Source organism: Streptomyces sp. NBC_00086, from assembly GCF_026343255.1.
GTDB lineage: Bacteria > Actinomycetota > Actinomycetes > Streptomycetales > Streptomycetaceae > Streptomyces.
This window is the reverse complement of record NZ_JAPELZ010000001.1, coordinates 5,404,434-5,423,773: the sequence shown is the minus strand read 5'-3', so window position 1 is coordinate 5,423,773 and position 19,340 is coordinate 5,404,434. Positions and strand designations below refer to the sequence as shown.

Sequence of the window (19,340 nt, the reverse complement as noted above, 5' to 3'; positions counted from 1 at the left end):
GTGAGTACCGGGGAATCCTAGCCTCCTCGAACACTCAGACCACCGCCGCCTTCTGAGTGCCCATCAGCGGCACGTCCGTCCTGACCACCCGCCGGAAGGCGGCCGTGCCGCGGTTCAGGTCGTGCCCGATGGCCGTCGCGTCGATGTTCGCCGAGAACCACCGGTTGCCCTCCCCGTCGGGCGGGTCCTCCCGCACCCGCAGCCTTCCGTGGACCACGAGCGGTTCACCGACGGAGACGGATCCGGCGAGGTTCACGGCGAGGCCCCGCCGGGCCCACACCGTGTAGAAGCTCGTGGGCGCGTCCGCCCAGGTCTCCTTCTTCCGGTCGTAGTACCTCGGGGTGACCGCGAAGCGGAACCGGGCCGCCGGTCCGCTCGCCGTGTCCTTGTAGTCGATCTGCGTCGCCACGTAGCCCACCAGCGTCACCTGGGTGTCGTTCATCCCGGCCGCCCTTCCGGGGCCCGGCGGCGCGCTCGACCACGCACCGCCCCGACCCGCGTTCCGTACCCGTCCGGACCATCCGCACGAGGTACGACCATGCTGGCCCGGGCCGCCGGAACCCGCTGGAGCCTGTGGACTACTGACGGCTTGTGGACAACTTCGCCACCGTCGCGTACTGCTCGCGCACCTCCCGGTAGCGCAGCAGCTCGGCCGCCACCGGCTCCAGTACCCGGGCCCGCCCGCAGCCGGCCGCGGCCTGCCGCAGCCGCCGCTCCGCGTCCTGCCCGTAGCGCCGTGCCGGACCCCGGGCCCCGATCGAACAGGCCCATTCCACCAGCGGTCCGCCGATGATTCCGGCCACCATCAGCAGGACCGGCGGCATCAGGCGCGGCTCCAGGACCCCGACGATCTGCCCGACCAGCCACAGCCCGCCGAAGATCTGGAGCAGCGTCATGGCCGCCTGCGCCAGCACCGCCGCCGGCCACCACGAGGGGCGCGGCGGACGGGCGCTGGGCACCGCGACCGCCGGCCCGAGGGTCACGGCGATCTCGTCCAGCGCCTGGGGCAGCCCTTCGGCGCCGCGGACCGCGGTCTCCCGTACGGCCTGCGCCCAGGGATCGGGCAGGCCCCGTACCGCCTCGTCGGCGACGGTCCGTACGGCCTGTTCCACCCGCTGGCGGGCCGTCACCTCCTCCTCGACCGGCGGCTCGGAGGCCACCGGGGAACGCCCGAGCGCCGCCAGGGCGGCGAGTCCGGCCAGCGAGCGCGGTGAGCGCCGGCTCTCGTACCACCGCCACAGGCGCAGCCACGGGGTGCCGCAGGCCTTTCCGGCGTTGCGCCGCCAGGCCCGCTCGGCGGCGAGCCCGGCCGCGTACGCCCCGACCGCTTCGGCGAGCCGGTCCTCGAACTCGGCGCGCGCGGTCTCCCCGATCTCCGGCCCGGCGTGGCCGTCGGCCACGTAGAGCGGCCGCAGGCGGGCGGCGGCCCTGTCGACATCGGCGGAGATGCGGCGGGTCGCGGCGCCCTTCTCCTGGGTGAACTGTCCGAGCATCTCGCGCAGTTCCCCGACGCCTTCACCCGTAAGGGCGGAAAGTCCGATGACGGTGGCTCCGGGCTCGCCGTGCTCGCCGAGCGCGATCCCGTCGTCGTCGAGGAGCCGGCGCAGGTCGTCCAGGACGAGATCGGCGGATTCCCCGGGCAGCCGGTCCACCTGGTTCAGCACGACGAAGGTCACCTCGGCGTGCCCGGCCAGGGGGCGCAGGTACCGCTCGTGCAGGACGGCGTCCGCGTACTTCTCCGGATCCACCACCCACACCACCGCGTCGACCAGGGCCAGGACCCGGTCCACGTGGTCGCGGTGGGCTCCGACGGCCGAGTCCAGGTCGGGCAGGTCGACGAGGACCATGCCGCGCAGCACCTCGGCCTCCGAGGTCTCCCGGGGGCGGCGGCGCAGCCGTCCCGGGATCTCCAGACGGTCCAGCAGTCCCGCGGCGCCGTCGGACCAGCTGCACGCGATGGGTGCGGCGGTCGTCGGCCTGCGCAGCCCGGTCTCGGAGATCTGCACTCCGGCGAGCGAGTTGAAGAGCGTGGACTTGCCGCTTCCGGTGGCTCCGGCGATGGCGACGACGGTGTGCTGCGCCGACAGCCCGCGACGCGCGGCCGCCTCGTCGAGGACGCGTCCGGCTTCGGCGAGGGTCTTTCCGTCGAGGATCCTGGTCCGGGACAGCCCGATGAGCTGGCGCAGCGCGTCGAGGCGGACGCGCAGGGCCTGCGCCTCGGGGCTGAGCGGGGGCGCGGGGGCCTTGCCGCCGTCGCTTCCGGCGCCGGAAACCGCCCGTACGAGTGCTTCGTCGCCCTCCTCGTCACCGCTCGCGGGCCAGTCGTCCTCGCTGGTCCGGGGGCGCGAGCGGGCGATCAGTCCGTCGTCCCAGCGGTCGTCGGTGCGGTCGGTCAGGGCGGTCACCGCGTCACCTCTCCTTCTGCAGTACGGACAGCGCGGCGATCAGCTCGGCCTGGGGTTCGGGACTCACTTCGAGCGCTTCGATCGGGGCGAGCCGGCGGTCACGTTCGGCGCGCAGCACCTGGTCGAGGTGTTCGGCGACGAGCTCGCCGCCGCGGTCTCGCAGGCGTACGGCGGCCTGTACTCCGATCCGTTCGGCGAGCTTCTCCCCGGCCGGCCGGGCCCGCTTGCCGCCGAGGAGGGCCGCGACGAGCAGGGCGGCGACCCCGTCGGGGTCGGGCGCGGGCTGCTTGTCGAGCCGCGCGACCTCTTCCTCGGCGAGTTCCTCCAGCACGCGCCGCCAGCGGCGTACGGCCATGCCGATACGTTCCGCCGCCTCGCGGTCGGGGGCGGGCAGGGACACGGCGCCGGCGGCGGGCTCGCGCCGCCAGGCCTCCGCGATGCGTTCGTCGGCGGCGGCGACGGCGCACTGGAGCAGCGCCGCGAGGGATTCCGCGAGGGAGTCGAGCAGTTCGTCGGCGCTGGTGTCGAGCGGGTAGCCGCGCCAGCGGGTCAGCGCGTCCCCGGCGAGTACGGCGCCCCGGTCCAGGCGGCCCCGGACCCGCTTGCCCTCCCGCTTGTAGGCGTCCTCGACGGCGAAGGTCAGCCGTACGGCGGCGGCGTGCTGCGCCGCGACGGCCGACGCGAGCTCCGGCATCCGGCGCCCGAGGGAGTCGAGCGCGCCGAGCGCGGTGCGCCCGACGGCGTACTGGCGGGCGGCCGGGTCCTGCGCGTGGTGCGCGAGCCAGGCGAACAGCGGGGCCACGGCGCTGGCGGGCAGCAGCCCGCCCCCGCCGGCGGATTCGGGCAGCTCGGGAACCGTGAACCGGGGCACCTCGCCCAGCCCGGCCCGCGTGAGCAGGGCCCCGTACTGACGGGAGACCTCGGCGAGCACCTGGTGCGGGACCCGGTCGAGGACGGTCACGAGGGTGGCCTTGTACTGCTTGGCGGTGCGCAGCAGGTGCCAGGGCACGGCATCCGCGTACCGCGAGGCGGTGGTGACCATCACCCAGACGTCCGCGGCGCAGATGAGCTGGGCGGCGAGCGTGCGGTTGTCGACCACGAGGGAGTCGATGTCGGGGGCGTCGAGGATCGCGAGGCCGCGGGGCAGGGTGGAGACGGTCTCGATCCGCACCTCGCGGGTGGCGGGCGGGTACCCGTGCCCGTGGTGGCCGCCCGGCCGGTGGGGCCTGCGGGCGGACGCGGGGGTGTCCTCGTCGTCCTGGGGTGCCCAGACCCGCATCAGATCGGGCAGTACCCGCACTCCGGCGAACCAGTGGTGGTCATCCGGATGGCAGACGAGGACGGGGGTGCGCGTCGTGGGCCGGAGCACGCCGGCTTCACTCACTTGGCGCCCCACGAGGGAGTTGACGAGGGTGGACTTACCGGCCCCGGTGGACCCGCCGACGACGGCGAGCAGCGGCGCCTCCGGCGCCTTCAGCCGGGGTACGAGATAGTCGTCGAGCTGCGCGAGCAGCTCCGCTCTGGTCTGGCGGGCGCGAGGGGCGCCGGGCAGGGGCAGCGGCAGACGCACGGACGCGACCCGGTCGCGCAGGGCGGACAGGGCATCGAGCAGCTGAGGCCGAACATCCAAGGTCACCACATGCGAAGAATGCCCAATTTAGGAGCATTTTTGAAGCTTATACGTCCTCTGCGCGCCGAGCGCTACTCCAGCGGCACATCCCGGACACAGCGGACGAGTGGGGCGCAGGCATAACGAGTGCACAACACCCGGGGCGCCACGACGCAAAAGCGGTGCGAGAATCGCACCTGCCTGCGATTATCGGGACCGCTTCACCGAACCTCCACATCGTGGCACGCGAGTGAAGCAACCGGGACAAGGCAACCGGAGCCCTATCCTTGACCCGGCACGGACCAAAGCCCCACCCCCGCCCAGGGGCTCCAGGCCACCACGGCCACCTTCCGGCCCCCGTAGCTCAGTGGATAGAGCAGGTGCCTTCTAAGCACTTGGCCGCAGGTTCGAGTCCTGCCGGGGGCACTTCTTCCGCACCACCCCGAAGCCCTCCCCCGCGGAGGGCTTTCGTGCAGGTCAGGGCACTTTAGCGCCGATGCCGTAGCGGTGGCGTAAGCCCGGCGGTCAGCCGAAGGGGCCGCGACGGGCCGGCGGGAGGCCGGGCACGGGGACGAACTCGTCCTCCGCCGCCCCGCTGTCCTGGCGCAGGGCCGACATGACCATCAGCTGGGGGTCCTGGAGCAGTAGTCGCCCGTGGAGCGCCCGCAAGGCCCGGCCCGGCTCCACGCCGAGCTCCTGGACCACACGGGCGCGCTGGACTCCGTACACCGTCAGCGCCTCGTTGCCGCGGTCCGAGCGGTAGAGCGCGAGCATCAGCAGCCACAGGAAGCGCTCCCGCAGCGGGTACTTGTCCACCGCGTAGTACAGGTACGGAACGGCGTTGCGGTGCCTGCCCAGCTCCAGTTCCAGCTCGGCGCGCACCTCCATGTCCGCGAGGAAACGCTCCTGGCGGTAGAGCCGTTCACGGTCGAGCATGGGGCCCTCAAGGCCTTCCGCGAGCGGACCCGTGGACATCGTGCGCGCCTTTTCCAGCAGCGCGACCGCCTGCGGGATCTCCCCCTTGCGCGCGGCGGCGATGCCGGCGGACGCCAGGCGTTCGTACGCGTACAGGTCCACTTCGGAGTCGCCGATGTCCATCCGGTAGCCGCCGGCGGACCACTCCAGGACGACCCCCCGGGCGTCCCCCTTGCCGCCTTTACCGACCCTGCCGTCCTTGCCGTCTTTGCCGCCCTTGCCGTCCTTGCCGTCCTTGCCGACCTCCTCGGACGACAGCAGGCCGCGCAGGCCCGAGACGGACTTCTGGATCAGGTTCTTCGCGTAGGCCGGGTGGTCCTCCCCCCAGAGGGCCTCGATCAGCTGATCGACACCGGTCTCCAGGCCCGGCCTGAGCAACAGCACCGCCAGCAGGGCCCGTTGTTTGGGCGGACCCAGCTCCAGCACCTTCGTTCCCCGACTGGTCTGGAGCGGTCCGAGCAGGCGGAACCGCAGTCCCGACGAGCATCCGTCGCCCTCTTCGAAGCCGCGCTCGCGCAGCAATACACCAGACATTTCCGCTCCCCCGAGTAAAGCCTTCGCAAGGCTAGGCATTACCGACTGGTTCTCACCGTCCGACAACGGGATGAGAGGGAGGTCATATCGCGTGACGTCTTGACGCCGTCCGGTAGTTGAGATCGGAGGACGGTGCGCGTCCGCGGCGACGGCGCGCCAAGTGCCGTCCGGAGATCGGCCGGACGTCGCCCGGAGGCCCTCCTGCGGACGGTCAGCGATTACTCCAGCGGCTGGTCAAACCCCGTCCTCCAAGGTGATCGCGAGCGTGCCGGACGCCACCCCCGCGGCTCCGCCCGCCACCCGCGGATCCCCCTTCACCCAGAGAGCAGAGCATGCCGAGAACGCCGCAGTCCCCTGGCACCGACCCCGTGGAACGTCCCCCCGCACTGCAGCGCTGGGGACGGGTGACCGCCTCGCGCTCCCGGCTCGTGGTCCGGGTCGGCATCGGTCTGGCCGTACTGGGCCTGGTCCTGGCCGCCGGGACCATGAACCGCCTCGTCCTCAGCCGCTTCGAGACCCCCGGATCCGAGTCGGTCACCACCCGGGCCGTCCTGGAGGAGGAGTTCGAGGCGGGCACGCCCAGCGTGCTGCTGATGGTCACGGCCAAGCGGGGCGGCGTGGACGAGGCCGCCGTCGCGTCCGAGGGCCGCGCCCTGGAGCGGGAGCTCGCCGGGCAGGCCGGGGTCGCCGAGGTCTTCTCGTACTGGTCGCGGGGCAACTCGCCCACCATGCGGGGCACGGACGGCAAGCAGGCCCTGATCATCGCCCGCATGTCGGGCACGGTGACCGAGGCCCGGACCAGGCTGGCGGACATCTCGCCCGCCTTCACCCGGGACGGCGCCCGGCTGAAGGTCCAGGTCGGTGGCGGTGACGAGGTGTTCCGGCAGGCCGCCGAGCAGTCCCGCAAGGACTTCCTGCGGGCCGAAATGATCGCCCTCCCCCTGGTGCTGCTCCTGCTGTTCGCCCTCTACCGCCGGTTCTCGGCCGCCTTCCTCACCCTCGGCATGGGCCTGTTCTCCGTGATCACCACGCTGGCGCTGATGCGCGGGCTCACGTACATCACCGACGTCTCGACCTTCGCCGCCAACCTGGCCCTGGTGATGGGCATCGGGCTCGGCGTCGACTACAGCCTCTTCGTCATCAACCGCTTCCGCGAGGAACTGCGCGCCGGCCTGTCGGTCCCCGACGCCGTCGAGCGGTCCGTCGCGAACGCCGGCCGCACCGTCGCCTTCAGCGGTCTCACCGTGATCCTGTCGCTGGCCGCGCTGCTGCTCTTCCCGTTCCCCTTCCTGCGCTCGTTCGCGTACGCCGGTATCGCCACGGTCCTCACCTCGGTCTTCGCGGCCCTGGTGATCCTGCCCGCCTCGCTGGCCCGCCTCGGCCGCAAGGTCACCCGCAGGAACGAGAACTCCCGTCCCGAGCAGGGCTGGTGGCACCACACCGCGCTGCGCATGATGCGCCGGCCGCTGCTGTACGGAATCCCGGCACTGGTGGTGCTGCTGGGGCTGGCCTCACCGGCGCTGGGGCTCGCCTTCGGCGTGCCGGGTGCGCAGGTGCTGCCCCGTGACGTGTCCGGCCGGGTGGTCCAGCAGCAGATCCTCGACAACTTCGCCGCCGAGGAAACCAGCGCGATCAAGGTCCTGCGCACCGGCCAGGCCGGGACCGACGCCAACCGGTCCTCGATCGAGGCCACGGCCACCGAGCTGTCCCAGGTGTCCGGCATCCACCAGGTCGACGCCCTCACCGGTTCGTACGCGCGGGGGCGGAAGATCGCCGAACCCGGTGAATCCTCCCGCCGGTTCGCGGGCGAGCGCAGCACCTGGTACTCGGTGGTCGCCACGCACCGCACGGTCGCCCGGGACATCGACCGGGCCCACTCCGAGATCCGTTCCGCCGCCGCCCAGGGCGCCGAGCCGGGCGCGGTGAAGATCGGCGGCTACCCCGCCGAACTGGGCGAGTTCCGCTCCGAGCTGGTCGACCGGCTGCCGCTGGTCTTCGAGCTGATCCTGGTGACCACGTTCCTCGTGCTGTTCCTGATGACCGGCAGCCTGCTCCTCCCGGCGAAGGCCATGCTCCTGAACGCCCTGAGCATGGGCGTGATGTTCGGCGTCCTGGTGTGGATCTTCCAGGAGGGCAACCTGGCCGGCCTGTTCGGCTTCACTCCGAGCGGCTCGATCGAGCCGAGCATCCCGATCCTGATGTTCTGCGTGGCCTTCGGCCTCTCCATGGACTACGAGGTCTTCATGCTGTCGCGGATCAAGGAGGAGTACGAGCTCACCGGCGACAACGCGGGCGCGGTGGCCGTCGGCCTGGAGCGCAGCGGACCGCTGATCACCTCGGCGGCGGTCATCCTCGCGGCCTCGTTCGCCACGTACGCCTCGTCCGAGATCGTCTTCCTCAAGATGCTGGGCATCGGCATGGTCGTGGTCATCCTGGTCGACGCCACGCTGATCCGCGCGGTCCTCGTACCGGTCTCCATGCGACTCGCAGGCAAGGCCAACTGGTGGGCGCCGGCGCCTCTGCGCGCGTTCCACGAGCGGTTCGGCATCTCCGAGGCGTCGGCGCCGGTCGCACCGGCCGTCGATGCCGGTGCCGGTGCCGGTGCCGGTGCCGGTGCCTCCGGGCAGCCCTCCACGGCAAGGGTCGGCGTCGGCGCCGACCGCGCCTGATCCATCCGGCGCGAGGGAGAGGGACATGCTGGGATTCGGAGTGACGGCGCTCATGCTGGTGGGCTCCGCCGCCGTCCACTACTACCTGTGGATCCGCCTGGTCCGTGACACGACCAGGCCGGGGGCGTCCGTGCGGCGGCCGGCCACCTGGGGGGGTGGTCCTGTCGGCGCTGCTCGCTCCCGGGACCCGGATCCTCACCCCGCTGTTCGATCCCTCGGACGGAGGTGGTGGCCGGTTCCTGGCGTGGCCCGGCTACGTCTTGATCGGAGTGCTGCTCTACCTGCTGCCGACGCTCCTGGTACTCGAACTGCCGCGGGCGCTCGCGCTGCGCACGTGGCGGCGCGCCGAGCAGCGGGCGGATGCAGCTGCGGAGCTGGTGCCGGAGCAGGTGCCAGTGCCGGAGCCGGTGCCGGTACTGGTCCCCGTGCCGGCGGCGGCGTTGGCGGTATCGGCCCCGGCCGAGTCGGAGGACCGCCTGATCGGCCGCCGGCTCTTCCTCGGCCGTGCGGTGGGCACCCTGGCCGGGGCCACCGCCCTCGGCACCGTGGGCTACGGGATGTCCTCGGCGCTCGGGGACCCGCTGATCAAGCGCGTACCGGTCACCCTCTCCAAGGTGAACCCGCGCCTGGCGGGTCTGCGGATCGCCGTCGTCAGCGACATCCACCTGGGGCCGCTCCTGGGGCGCGCCCACACCGAGCGGATCGTCCGGATGGTCAACGGGCTGCAGGCCGACCTGGTGACGATCGTCGGGGATCTGGCCGATGGAACGGCGTCCCAGCTGGGGCCGGCGGCCCGGCCGCTGAGGGGTCTCGAATCGCGCTACGGCACCTTCTTCGTCACCGGCAACCACGAGTACCTCTACGACGGGGTCGAGGACTGGCTGGACGAGATGCGCAACGTCGGCGTCCGCCCCCTGGTGAACGAACGCGTGGAGATCCGGCACAACGGCGCCCACCTCGACCTGGCCGGGGTCGAGGACCTCGCGGGGGAGGACCACGGCCGGGGGCCCGACCTCGGGAAGGCCCTGGGGGGGGCGGGACCTGTCGCGTCCCGTCGTACTCCTCGCCCACCAGCCGGTGTTCGCCGGCGAGGCCGCCCGGCACGGGGTGGACCTCCAACTGTCCGGACACACGCACGGCGGGCAGATGTTCCCGCTGACCGCGCTCACCGAGCTGGCCAATCCGGTCAACTCCGGTCTCGGCACGGTGGACGACACCAAGGTGTACGTGACGAACGGGGCGGGCTTCTTCGGCCCACCGGTTCGGGTCGGCGCGCCGGCGGACATCACCCTGCTGGAACTGCGCGCCCCGCAGGCGTAGGCCGCGTAGGCCGTGGAGGCCGTGTAGGCCGTGTAGGCCGCCTACCCGCAGAGCGCCATGCCCCCCAGGGCCGGATCCGGCGTCTCGCCCCGGAGATCCCGATGACCGGCCCGCGTTCACCCCCGTGCGGCCGGACGGGAGCGGAGCAGTGCGAACGCGGCCCACAGTCCGGAGGGCTACTCGAAGGCCCTGACGGCCTGGTAGTAGGTCCACGCGGTGCCGTCGCAGGAGGCCTTGCGGGCGCCCGAGTAGCGTGCGCAGACGCGCTTCAGGTCGGAGTGGAACATCTCGTCCAGCCGGGGCTTGGCCGCCTGGAACTCGCCCGGCGCCTTGTAGTTGCGGTAGCCGAAGTCGTGCCGGGCGCAGGCCGTCCGGAAGGGGAAGCCGAAGGGGTTGTCCGGGGACGTGGTGCAGTAGTCCGTGGTCCAGTCGAAGCCGTACGGCTCCCACTCGCCCCGGTTCCCGCGCGCCGCGGCCCAGGCCTCCTGGCTGGCCGTGCCCGGCTGCGTCCAGCCGCTCAGCACCTGCGGCTTGTCCTCGGGAACCTGCGGGGCCTGCCGGGCCGCGGCCGCCGTGGGCGCGAAGGCCAGTACGGCCGCCACGGCGCCGGAGACGAGGGCGGACATCCGGGCTCCGGTACGGGTGGGGGCCGGGGCTGGGGCTGCGGCCGGGATCGGGGCGGCTGGGGTGGGGGCGGCCGGGGTGGGGGCGATGGCGGGGCGGTGGGGCACGCATCCACTAACGAGGGGTGCCACCAGGGGTGTCGGACGTGTCAGGCGAGGGCGACCGGAGGGCGGGACCAGTACTCAGGTATGAGCCGTTGTCACTCTTGCGGCAGAGATCCGGTTCAGCCTCGGGAGGGACGCGGACTACGGCCTCACCCGCGAATACTCGTGGACATGAACCGCCGTCCTCTCGTCATCGCCGCCGCCACCGTCGGAGTCCTCGCCACCGCTGCCATCGCCCTGCCCAACCTCCCGCCCAACCCCCTGACCGACAGGATCAACGACCGGGTGTTCAAGGAGAAGGGCATGCGCTTCGCGACGGCCGCCGACGCTCCGACCAGCGGAGAGCCGACGCGCGGGGAGGCTGCCCTCCGGAAGCGGGCACGTGGGGAGGAGACGTGGGTGCTGCCGCAGTGGGTGCCGAAGGACGCGACCGACGTGCGAATAATGGCGCGCACCGACGGTGAGGCGCGGCTGCTGCACTTCACGCTGGGGGCGACCCCGCTGGACGGCCCGCAGTGCTCGGCGGGCACGCCGAGCAAGCACGCGGGGACGGCGCTGGAGGCCAAGTGGTGGCCTGCGGGCACCGGGTCCGAGGAGCGGCCCGAGTGCCGGGGCACCTTCCAGTACCAGGTCACCGTGCGCGGCAAGGAGGTCTACGCCTGGACCGACGGCACCCGGTCCCCCGGCGCGGGGACGCAGGGCGGCGTCCCCGTCCGGCAGGTGTCGGCCACGGCCCCCTGATCCGGTTCGGCCCGGGGGTGTCAGCGAAGCGTGCGCAGCTCTCGGGCCGCCGAGAGTTCCGCGAGACGGGTCCAGTGGGGGCGCAGCCAGTCCTGCGGTGAGGCGGCCGTCGGCAGACCCGCCGGCAGGCTGTCGTGGAAGGCGGTGGTCTCCGGTTCGACGGCTCGGTGGTGCGTCAGGATCGACGGCTCCGCGGGGCCGTCCGAGGCCACGGCCACGCTCCGCAGGAACATGGTGTTGGCCACCAGCAGCCACTGCGACCGGCCCGGGTCGGCGCCGGATCCGGTTCCGTTGTCGCTCGACAGTGCCCACGGGTCCGGGGCCAGGTACCGGACCCGCCCCACGCCGGTGAACTCGGCCGCCGCCGCGCACATCGAGCACGGCTCCTGGGTGCTCCACAGCGTCGCCGTGCCCAGGTCCCAGCCCGTACGGGCGGCCCCCAGCGCGTTCATCTCGGCATGCGCGAGCGGCGTCCCGCGCAGTGGTCCGGTGCCCGGGCCGTCTTCGTACGCCTCGTTGCGGCCCTCGGCGACGGGCTTCCCGTCTGCGTCCGTCAGGACCGCACCCACCGCGAGGCCTCCGGCCGCGAGGGCCTCGTAGGCGAGGGCGAGCGCCCTGCGCAGGGGCTCCGGCGCGGCGCGCCACTCCGTGTCGAAACCATGCTCCCCGTTACTCATCCGGCCATTATCGCCACGGCCTTCGCCACCGCTTTCGCCGCTGCTCCGTCGCCCTCGGCGCCACCCCGTTCGTCACCGCCACCGGCGCCTTCCCCGTCGCCTCACCCGGCTCCGCGGCTCTCGTCACCACTCTCGTCACCGCTCTGGATATCGCTCCCGTCAACGGCGTCGGCACCGCTATCGTCGCCGCCATGGACATCCGCCCCGCCCGTACCGTCGCCGAACTCCACGCCGCAGAGGCCCTCTTCGACGGGCCCGCCCGCGCGGACTGGTCGGAGCGGTTCCTCTCCGCGCCGGGGCACCTGATGCTGATCGCCTACGTGGACGACGCCCCCGTCGGCATGGTCTCCGGCATCGAGATGATCCACCCCGACAAGGGCACCGAGATGTGTCTCTACGAGCTCTCCGTGGACGAGGCCCACCGCCGGCGCGGCCTCGGCCGGGCCCTGACCGAGGCACTCGCCGCCGAGGCCGAGTCGCGCGGCTGCTACGGCATGTGGGTGGGCGTCGACACCGACAACGAGGCAGCCCTGGCCACCTACGCGGCGGCCGGCGCCCGCGACGAGGGAGTCTTCAGGATGCTCGGCTGGCCCTCGGCCTAGCTGTGTGTGTTGTCCCGGGAGTTTGACGACAGGCCCTAGCCCCGTGGGCGGCGTGTCGTGGGGCCAGTCGGCGCACCCTCCGCGCGGCCGGCCCGGGCCTCGCCGAGCATCGGCGGCATGACCGCATTCACCGCGCTGCTCCCGGCCGCCGCCCTGCTGGCGGTGGCCACCGCCCTGCCGCCGTACGCCGCCACCGCCGCCGACGCCCCCACCGCCCCCTACGTCGTCGTCCTCAAGGACGGCGGCACCCGCGCCTCCGCGGCCGCCGTCACCCGCGCGCTCGCCGCCGAGGCCGAGGCCGCCGGCGACCGTGTCGGGGCCGTCTACGACACCGCCCTGAGCGGTTTCGCCGTCCGCACCACCGCCGCCCGCGCCGCCGAACTCGCCGCCGATCCGCGGGTGGCCTCCGTGGAGCCCGACGCGGTCTTCCGGATCGCCGACACGCCGCTCGACGACCCCGTTGCCCCCGTTGCCCCCGTCGACCCCGCCGACGCGGTCGCCCCCGCCGCTCCCCTCGTGCAGAGCCCCGCGCCCTGGGCCCTGGACCGCCTCGACCAGGGCGAGTTGCCGCTCGACGGGTCGTACACGTACCCGGCCAAGGCCGGGGGGATCACCGCGTACATCGTGGACACCGGGATCAACACCCTGCACCAGGAGTTCGGCGGCCGGGCCCGCTGGGGCGCCAACGCGGTCTTCATGGAGGGCGCCACGGACTGCAACGGCCACGGCACGCACGTCGCCGGGACCGTCGGCGGAGCCACCTACGGGGTGGCCAAGGAGGTTTCGCTCGTCGCCGTGAAGGTGGCGGACTGCCGGGGGGACGCGACCCTGTCGGCCATCACGCGCGGCCTCGACTGGATGGTGAAGGACGCCCTCAAGTCGCCCGCCACCCCGGCCGTGGCCAACATGAGCCTGGGCGGCGGCCGCAGCTTCGCCCTCGACCGGGCGGTGACCCGGGCGATCGCGTCGGGGATCACCTTGGCCGTGGCGGCGGGCAACTCCGGCGAGAACGCCTGCACCGGCTCCCCCTCCGGCGTCCCGCAGGCGCTCACCGTGGGCGCGACGGACTCGCTGGACCGGCGGCCCGCCTTCTCCAACCACGGTGCCTGCGTGGACCTCTCCGCCCCCGGCGTGGCCGTCACCTCCGCCTGGAAGGGCTCGGCCACGGCCGCCGCCCGCGCCTCCGGCACCTCGATGGCCGCCCCGCACGTGGCGGGCGCCGCCGCGCTGGTGCTGGCGCGCGGCCTCGCGGCCGGCGGCCCGCGCCAGACGCCCGCGCAGGTGGCCGAAGCCCTCGTACGGGACGCCGTGCGGGACCGGATCACCGGCTTGCCGGCCGGGACCCCGAACCTGTTGCTGCACGTCCCGGCCGGTCAGTAGCCCGGCCCGGGTCCTCCGCGGGCGGCCCCTCCGCCGCCCCGGCGGACCCCGGCCGGACCACCGCGAAAGCCACCGCGAAAGCCACCGCGAAAGCCGCCCCGCGAGCCACCCCGAAGGCCCGGGCCGAAACCCCACCCGCCCCACCCGAGCCGCCCCCGGCCAACGGGTATCCGTCCCTCCGCTCCACCCGGTCTGATGGCACATCAATTTCTGTGTGCTTCGGGCGAAAGCAAGTCATTGACTTCTCAATCCCGCGACGCGTCAATGTCGGCCACCGCACCGGCTCGACCTCCCCCACACAGCGGGTGGGGGGAGGGTTCGTATGACGAAGGAGTCGCGACCCAGTGAGTACAACGTTTCGACGAAGAGTTCTGGCCGGGGCTGGCGCTCTGTCCCTGGCCCTGACGGGCGCCGTGGTGGGTCTGTCGGGCACCGCGCAGGCCGCGACCAAGACGACGCCCGTCCCGATGGACTGCGTCGCGCCCGCACCCCAGCCGGGTGGTTCGGGCACCCAGCCCTACACGATCACACTGCCCGACGGCGCCAAGGCCGGCGACGTGGTCCCGATCACCATCGACCCGGGTGCGAGCCCGGTCATCCCCAGCTTCTCGGTGACGACCACCAACGTCTCCAAGATCACCCTCAAGGTCGGGTCGACCCTCCAGACGGTCGTCAGCCCGCCCGAGACGGTCGACGTGGTCGCCGGACAGGCGCTCAACCCCGCCGCCTTCTCCGGCACCATCAAGATCCCGGACGGCTCCGAGGGCACCACGGTGCAGGTGGCCCTGGACCTGGCGGTGACCGACGCGAGCCTCATGGGCTCGGTCTTCACCACCACCTGTACCCCGAACCCCCGCCCGAGCGCCTCGCTCGGCTCGGTGGTCGTGGAGGCCCTGCCCAAGGACCCGATCACCACCAAGCTGACGCCCAACAGCGGTGAGGCGGGCCAGGAGGTCGTCGTCACGGGCGCCAACTTCCCGGCGGGCCCGGTCACCTGCTCCGCGCTCAAGAACGGCGCGGCCACGGGTGACACGGGTACCGGCACGGCCACCGCGGCCGGCGTCGCGACCTGCAACATCGTCGTCAACCAGCCCGCCGACGCGATCAAGATCGACGGCTCGATCCTCCCGTACAAGGCCTACATCTTCATCGCCCCGCAGCCGGGCGTGCAGAACCCGGTCGACGTCGAGGTCCTGCCCGGACCGCTGGCCATCGGCCCGGAGGCGGGCAACCCCGCCGTCAGCTTCGGTTCGGTCACCATCAACGGCAAGTCCCAGTCGGTCGTCGGTCAGTTCACCGCGATGGCCGTCCAGGACTTCCGCGGCGGGACCCTCGGCTGGGACGTCTCGGCGACCCGGACGCCCTTCCTGAACTCGGTCACCGGACACTCCATGGCCACGGCACAGATCGGCATCCAGCCGACCTGCAAGGTGACCAACCCGGCCAGCCCGAGCGTCTGCACCACCGGTACGCCGGGTGCGATCTCCGACGTCCCGCTGAAGGTCGCCTCGGCGGCCGCGGGCGGCGACAACCTGACCGGTGGAGAGTTCGAGATCGGCGGAGCCGGAATGATCCAGCTCCCGCCGTTCATGTTCGCGGACACCTACCAGTCGGTCGTCACCTTCTCGATCGCCTGACCCGTACGACCCCGCACCACCCTTCCGCGCACCACCCCTTCGCCGCACCACCCTTCCGCGCACCTCCCCCTTCGCCCAGCGCTCATCCCCTCCCCGTCCGGCCCGACTGGAGAACCGCCCATGCGCACCCGCACCCTCCTCCTCGGCCTGCTCCTCGGCCTCGCCGCCCTGTTGCTGCCCACCCTCCCCGCGACGGCCGCGGACAACGGCACCTGGGGCGTCTTCCCGACACCCCCGGCCGGTGCGGCGATGACCGACCGCGCGTACTTCTTCCATCAGGGCGAGGCCGGCACCACCATCAGCGACAGCGCGACGATCGTGAACTCCTCCGACAAGGAGCTGACGTTCCAGATATTCGCCACGGACGCCGTAAACACCCCGGTGGGCGGCGGCTTCGCGCTGCTGCCGGTGGAGACGAAGCCCAAGGACGTGGGCACGTGGGTCGCGCTGCCGCCGGAGACCAAGAACACCGTCACCGTGCCGCCCAAGGGGCGCAAGGACTTCCCGTTCTCCGTGAAGGTCCCGGCGGACGCGACGCCCGGTGACCATGTGGGCGGGATCGTCGCCCTCAACACCGCCGTGGAGGGCATCCAGCAGGAGGGCAAGGTCCAGGTCGGGGTGAAACGCCAGGTGGGCGCCCGGCTGTACTTCCGGGTCCCGGGGCCGGTGACCCCGGGGCTGAGCGTGGAGGACGTGAAGATCAGCCGCGCGGCGCCGCTGCTGCCCTGGGTCAAGGACGCCCGCGCCAAGATCACGTACTCCCTGGTCAACCGGGGCAACGTGGTCGTCGAGCCGAAGGTGACCGTCTCCGCCGAGGGGCTGTTCGGCCGCCGGGTGCTGGACCGGCCGGCCCGCGAACTGAAGCTCGTCCTGCTGCCGGGCCAGCGGATCGAGCTGACCGAGGACTGGGCGGACGCGCCCCAGTCGGACTGGGTCACCGTCGACATCACCGCCGGCGCCTCGGCCTACCCCGACCTCGTCTCCTCCTCCGCTACGGATCTCATCGCCGTGCCGTGGACCGCACTCGGCGCCCTCCTGGTGCTGGCCGGCGCCGCCATCACCGTCCGGGTACTGCGCCGGCGCCGCCGGGCGGCCGCCGAACAGCCGGAACCCGCGCCGGACTTGGCCGAAGTCCGCTGATCGGAGAAGGTGTCCTCCAGGGGGACGGCATTCGGCCATCCCCGGGCAGGGGCAGGCGCCGGGAGGCACCACACATGGCACGACAGCACGGCGAAGCGGAGCCCGGCCGGCCCGCGCACGGAACGGTCCCCGCAGGCCGGCCCGGGGATCCCGCCGACGCGGGGATCGGGCTGCTCTCCCTCGTCGAACGGACGCTGGGCACCGGCACCGCGGTGTACGTCCCGGGCGACGGCTGGATCCGGCTCACGCTCCCGCTCGACGACGGCGGTCCGGCCCCGGTCACGGTGGACGTGATCGCGGACACCCGGCGCACCCCGCGCGGGATCGCGTACCTCCTGCCGGGCGCCGGACTGAACTTCGGCTCCGTCTTCTTCACCCCGTCCGACCTGAACCTCGCCCACCGGCTGCGCCGCGACGGCCTGATCGTCGTCGGCGTCACCGCGCGCGAGGACGCCGCGACCGTGCGGGACATCGGCCGCGACTGGGGGCTCGCGGCGCACCGCAGGGATCTGGCCTCCGTCGTGGAGGCGCTGGACGGGGCGCTGGGGCTGCCGTACCAGTACGTCGGCCACTCCGCCGGGGCCCTGCTCGCCCTGGACGCGGCCGCGCACGACGACTCGCCCCGCCTGACCCGGGTGGTGGCCCTGGACACGACCGGCCCCTACTCCGGCGACCTGGCCGTACGGGCGGCCCAGACCCAGGCCGCGTACGAGGCCCGGATCGAGCGGGGCACGTACGCGACGGACCCGGGTCTGGCGGGGCTGCTCGCCCGGGCCGTCACGGATCCGGCGGGCCCCTCGGAGGTCCCCTGGCCCCCGGACCCGGAGCTCCGCTTCACCCACGCCGGGCTCGCCCACTTCGCCCTGGTCCGCACCTCCCTGCTGCCCGGCCCGGCGAACTGGATCTACACGCAGGGCCACGCCGCGGGCTCGTACTCCTTCGGGGCCACCCCGGCCGCTGACCGCTTCGGCCTCGCCCACACCACGCTCGCCACCTGGCACGCGGCCACCGCCGCCCTCGGCAGCGGGCTGATCCCGGACGCCCTGCTGCGGGACCTGGCCGCGGTCTGGGCCGGCGACGAGAAGACGTACGCGATCGACTGGGAGCGGATCTCCGCCGAAGTGGTGTGGATCAACAGCGAACTGGGCCGCGGCGACCACACGCGCGGCGCCCGGCTGATCCGGGCGGGCGAGGGCCCGCAGCCGCGCCGCGTCCGCTTCGCCGTCGTCCCGGGGTACGGACACGGCGACCCCCTCTGGTCGCACACGGCGGCGGCGGACGTCTGGTCGCTGTTCTGAGCCCGGCCGCTCCGCTTCAGGGCCGGCCCGGAAACGGGCTCGCCCCCCGCGGTGAGGGTTGCGGGGGGCGAGCGGTCCTACGAGGCGTGCGCCCGGCCGGGTCTGCGGCCGGGGACTCCCGTCAGTGGTTGCGCGGGAAGCCGAGGTCGACTCCGGCCGGGGCGTCCGACGGGTCGGGCCAGCGGGTCGTGACGACCTTGCCCCGGGTGTAGAACTGGATGCCGTCGTTGCCGTAGATGTGCAGGTCGCCGAAGAGCGAGTCCTTCCAGCCACCGAAGGAGTGGTAGCCCACCGGCACCGGGATCGGCACGTTGACGCCGACCATGCCGGCCTCGATCTCCAGCTGGAAGCGGCGGGCGGCGCCGCCGTCGCGGGTGAAGATGGCGGTGCCGTTGCCGAACGGCGAGGCGTTCATGAGCGCCACGCCCTCCTCGTAGGTGTCCACGCGCAGCACGCACAGCACCGGGCCGAAGATCTCGTCGCGGTAGGCGTCGGAGTCGGTCTTGACGTTGTCCAGCAGCGAGAGGCCGATCCAGTGGCCGTTCTCGTTGCCCTCCACCGTGTAGCCGGTGCCGTCCAGGACCACGTCGGCGCCCTGGGCGGCCGCGCCCGTCACGTACGAGGCGACCTTGTCGCGGTGGGCCGCGGTGATCAGCGGGCCCATCTCGGAGGTCGGGTCGTTGCCGGGGCCGATCTTGATCTTCTCGGCGCGCTCGCGGATCTTGTCCACGAGGGTGTCGGCGATGGAACCGACGGCGACCACGGCCGAGATGGCCATGCAGCGCTCACCGGCGGAGCCGTAGGCGGCGGAGACGGCCGCGTCGGCGGCGGCGTCCAGGTCGGCGTCCGGCAGCACCAGCATGTGGTTCTTGGCGCCGCCCAGGGCCTGCACGCGCTTGCCGTTGGCGGAGGCGGTGGTGTGGATGTGGCGGGCGATCGGGGTCGAGCCCACGAAGGAGACGGCCGCGACGTCGGGGTGCGAGAGGAGCGCGTCGACGGCGACCTTGTCACCGTGGACCACGTTCAGCACGCCCGCCGGCAGACCGGCCTGGCTCGCCAGCTGCGCCAGCAGCGTGGAGGCCGAGGGGTCCTTCTCGCTCGGCTTGAGGATGAAGGTGTTGCCGCAGGCCACGGCCAGCGGGAACATCCACATCGGCACCATCGCCGGGAAGTTGAACGGGGTGATGCCCGCGACCACGCCGATCGGCTGGCGGATCGAGGAGACGTCCACGCGGCTGGAGACCGAGGTGGACAGCTCGCCCTTGAGCTGCACGGTGATCCCGCAGGCCAGCTCGACGATCTCCAGGCCTCGGGCGACCTCGCCCAGCGCGTCGGAGTGCACCTTGCCGTGCTCGGCGACGATCAGGTCGGCGATCGCGTCGCGGTTGGCGTCCAGCAGGGCGCGGTAGGCGAACAGCACCTTGGTGCGGGCGGCCAGCGAGGACTGCCCCCAGGACAGGAACGCCTCCTTGGCGACCTGTACGGCCGCGTCGACCTCGTCGGCGGACGCGAGGGCGACCTGGGTGGTGACCTCGCCGGTGGCCGGGTCGGTGACCGGGCCGTAGTTGCCCGACGCGCCCTCGACGGTCTTGCCACCGATCCAGTGGTTGACGGTCTTCATGCCT

General features: G+C 72.9%; 14 protein-coding genes, 1 tRNA gene and 2 pseudogenes. 10 read left to right on the top strand and 7 right to left on the bottom strand.

All coding sequences use genetic code 11. The annotated features are described in order from the left end of the window. Positions 1–34: 34 nt before the first annotated feature. From OG276_RS24360 to OG276_RS24350, 3 genes are all read right to left on the bottom strand, one after another. Positions 35–442, bottom strand: a complete 408-nt coding sequence (locus OG276_RS24360; protein WP_243334947.1) for a single-stranded DNA-binding protein — start codon at positions 440–442, stop codon at positions 35–37. A 136-nt stretch (positions 443–578) separates the two neighbouring features. Next, a complete protein-coding gene (locus OG276_RS24355; protein ID WP_266908725.1) occupies positions 579–2,405 on the bottom strand; it encodes a GTPase in 1,827 nt (608 codons plus the stop codon). A gap of 4 nt (positions 2,406–2,409) precedes the next feature. Further along, positions 2,410–4,035: a GTPase domain-containing protein gene (locus tag OG276_RS24350; protein WP_266908723.1), complete on the bottom strand. Its 1,626-nt coding sequence runs from the start codon at positions 4,033–4,035 to the stop codon at positions 2,410–2,412. Between the two features lie 332 nt (positions 4,036–4,367). Between OG276_RS24350 and OG276_RS24345 the strand changes: the two genes are divergently transcribed. Further along, a tRNA-Arg gene (locus OG276_RS24345) sits at positions 4,368–4,440 on the top strand. A gap of 99 nt (positions 4,441–4,539) precedes the next feature. Here OG276_RS24345 and OG276_RS24340 read toward each other — a convergent pair. Next, the gene (locus tag OG276_RS24340) at positions 4,540–5,523 is read right to left on the bottom strand and encodes a BTAD domain-containing putative transcriptional regulator (protein WP_266908721.1); all 984 of its coding nucleotides are present in this window, start codon (positions 5,521–5,523) and stop codon (positions 4,540–4,542) included. 368 nt (positions 5,524–5,891) lie between these two features. Between OG276_RS24340 and OG276_RS24335 the strand changes: the two genes are divergently transcribed. The 3 genes and pseudogenes from OG276_RS24335 to OG276_RS24325 all read left to right on the top strand — a co-directional run bounded on the left by OG276_RS24335 (position 5,892) and on the right by OG276_RS24325 (position 9,512). Beyond that, positions 5,892–8,192 (top strand): MMPL family transporter, encoded by a 2,301-nt coding sequence (locus OG276_RS24335; protein ID WP_266908719.1) that lies wholly within the window; start codon positions 5,892–5,894, stop codon positions 8,190–8,192. A 557-nt stretch (positions 8,193–8,749) separates the two neighbouring features. Beyond that, positions 8,750–9,091, top strand: a pseudogene (locus tag OG276_RS24330) (metallophosphoesterase); the annotation flags it as partial. A 178-nt stretch (positions 9,092–9,269) separates the two neighbouring features. Next, complete coding sequence (locus OG276_RS24325) at positions 9,270–9,512, top strand: hypothetical protein (RefSeq protein WP_266908717.1); 243 nt, start codon at positions 9,270–9,272, stop codon at positions 9,510–9,512. A gap of 176 nt (positions 9,513–9,688) precedes the next feature. Here the strand turns inward: OG276_RS24325 and OG276_RS24320 are convergent. After that, positions 9,689–10,054: pseudogene (locus OG276_RS24320) on the bottom strand (phospholipase); the annotation flags it as partial. Positions 10,055–10,411: 357 nt separating this feature from the next. Between OG276_RS24320 and OG276_RS24315 the strand changes: the two are divergent. Beyond that, positions 10,412–10,981 (top strand): hypothetical protein, encoded by a 570-nt coding sequence (locus OG276_RS24315; protein WP_266913454.1) that lies wholly within the window; start codon positions 10,412–10,414, stop codon positions 10,979–10,981. Between the two features lie 20 nt (positions 10,982–11,001). Here the strand turns inward: OG276_RS24315 and OG276_RS24310 are convergent, their stop codons facing one another. Beyond that, a complete protein-coding gene (locus tag OG276_RS24310) occupies positions 11,002–11,658 on the bottom strand; it encodes a nucleoside deaminase (RefSeq protein WP_266908715.1) in 657 nt (218 codons plus the stop codon). 191 nt (positions 11,659–11,849) lie between these two features. Here OG276_RS24310 and OG276_RS24305 point away from each other — a divergent pair, with 191 nt between their 5' ends. From OG276_RS24305 to OG276_RS24285, 5 genes are all read left to right on the top strand, one after another. Beyond that, on the top strand, positions 11,850–12,260 hold the full coding sequence (locus OG276_RS24305; protein ID WP_266908713.1) for a GNAT family N-acetyltransferase: 411 nt from the start codon (positions 11,850–11,852) through the stop codon (positions 12,258–12,260). 117 nt (positions 12,261–12,377) lie between these two features. After that, positions 12,378–13,640 (top strand): S8 family peptidase, encoded by a 1,263-nt coding sequence (locus OG276_RS24300; protein ID WP_266908711.1) that lies wholly within the window; start codon positions 12,378–12,380, stop codon positions 13,638–13,640. 344 nt (positions 13,641–13,984) lie between these two features. Beyond that, positions 13,985–15,277 carry a hypothetical protein gene (locus OG276_RS24295; RefSeq protein WP_266908709.1) on the top strand — a complete coding sequence of 431 codons (1,293 nt, stop codon included), beginning with the start codon at positions 13,985–13,987 and terminating at the stop codon, positions 15,275–15,277. Positions 15,278–15,397: 120 nt separating this feature from the next. Next, complete coding sequence (locus tag OG276_RS24290; RefSeq protein ID WP_266908707.1) at positions 15,398–16,417, top strand: DUF916 domain-containing protein; 1,020 nt, start codon at positions 15,398–15,400, stop codon at positions 16,415–16,417. 74 nt (positions 16,418–16,491) lie between these two features. Next, positions 16,492–17,715 (top strand): hypothetical protein, encoded by a 1,224-nt coding sequence (locus tag OG276_RS24285; protein ID WP_266908705.1) that lies wholly within the window; start codon positions 16,492–16,494, stop codon positions 17,713–17,715. Positions 17,716–17,836: 121 nt separating this feature from the next. On the opposite strand, the gene OG276_RS24280 is transcribed toward OG276_RS24285, so the two are convergent. Then, complete coding sequence (locus OG276_RS24280; protein WP_266908703.1) at positions 17,837–19,336, bottom strand: CoA-acylating methylmalonate-semialdehyde dehydrogenase; 1,500 nt, start codon at positions 19,334–19,336, stop codon at positions 17,837–17,839. Positions 19,337–19,340: the final 4 nt, after the last annotated feature.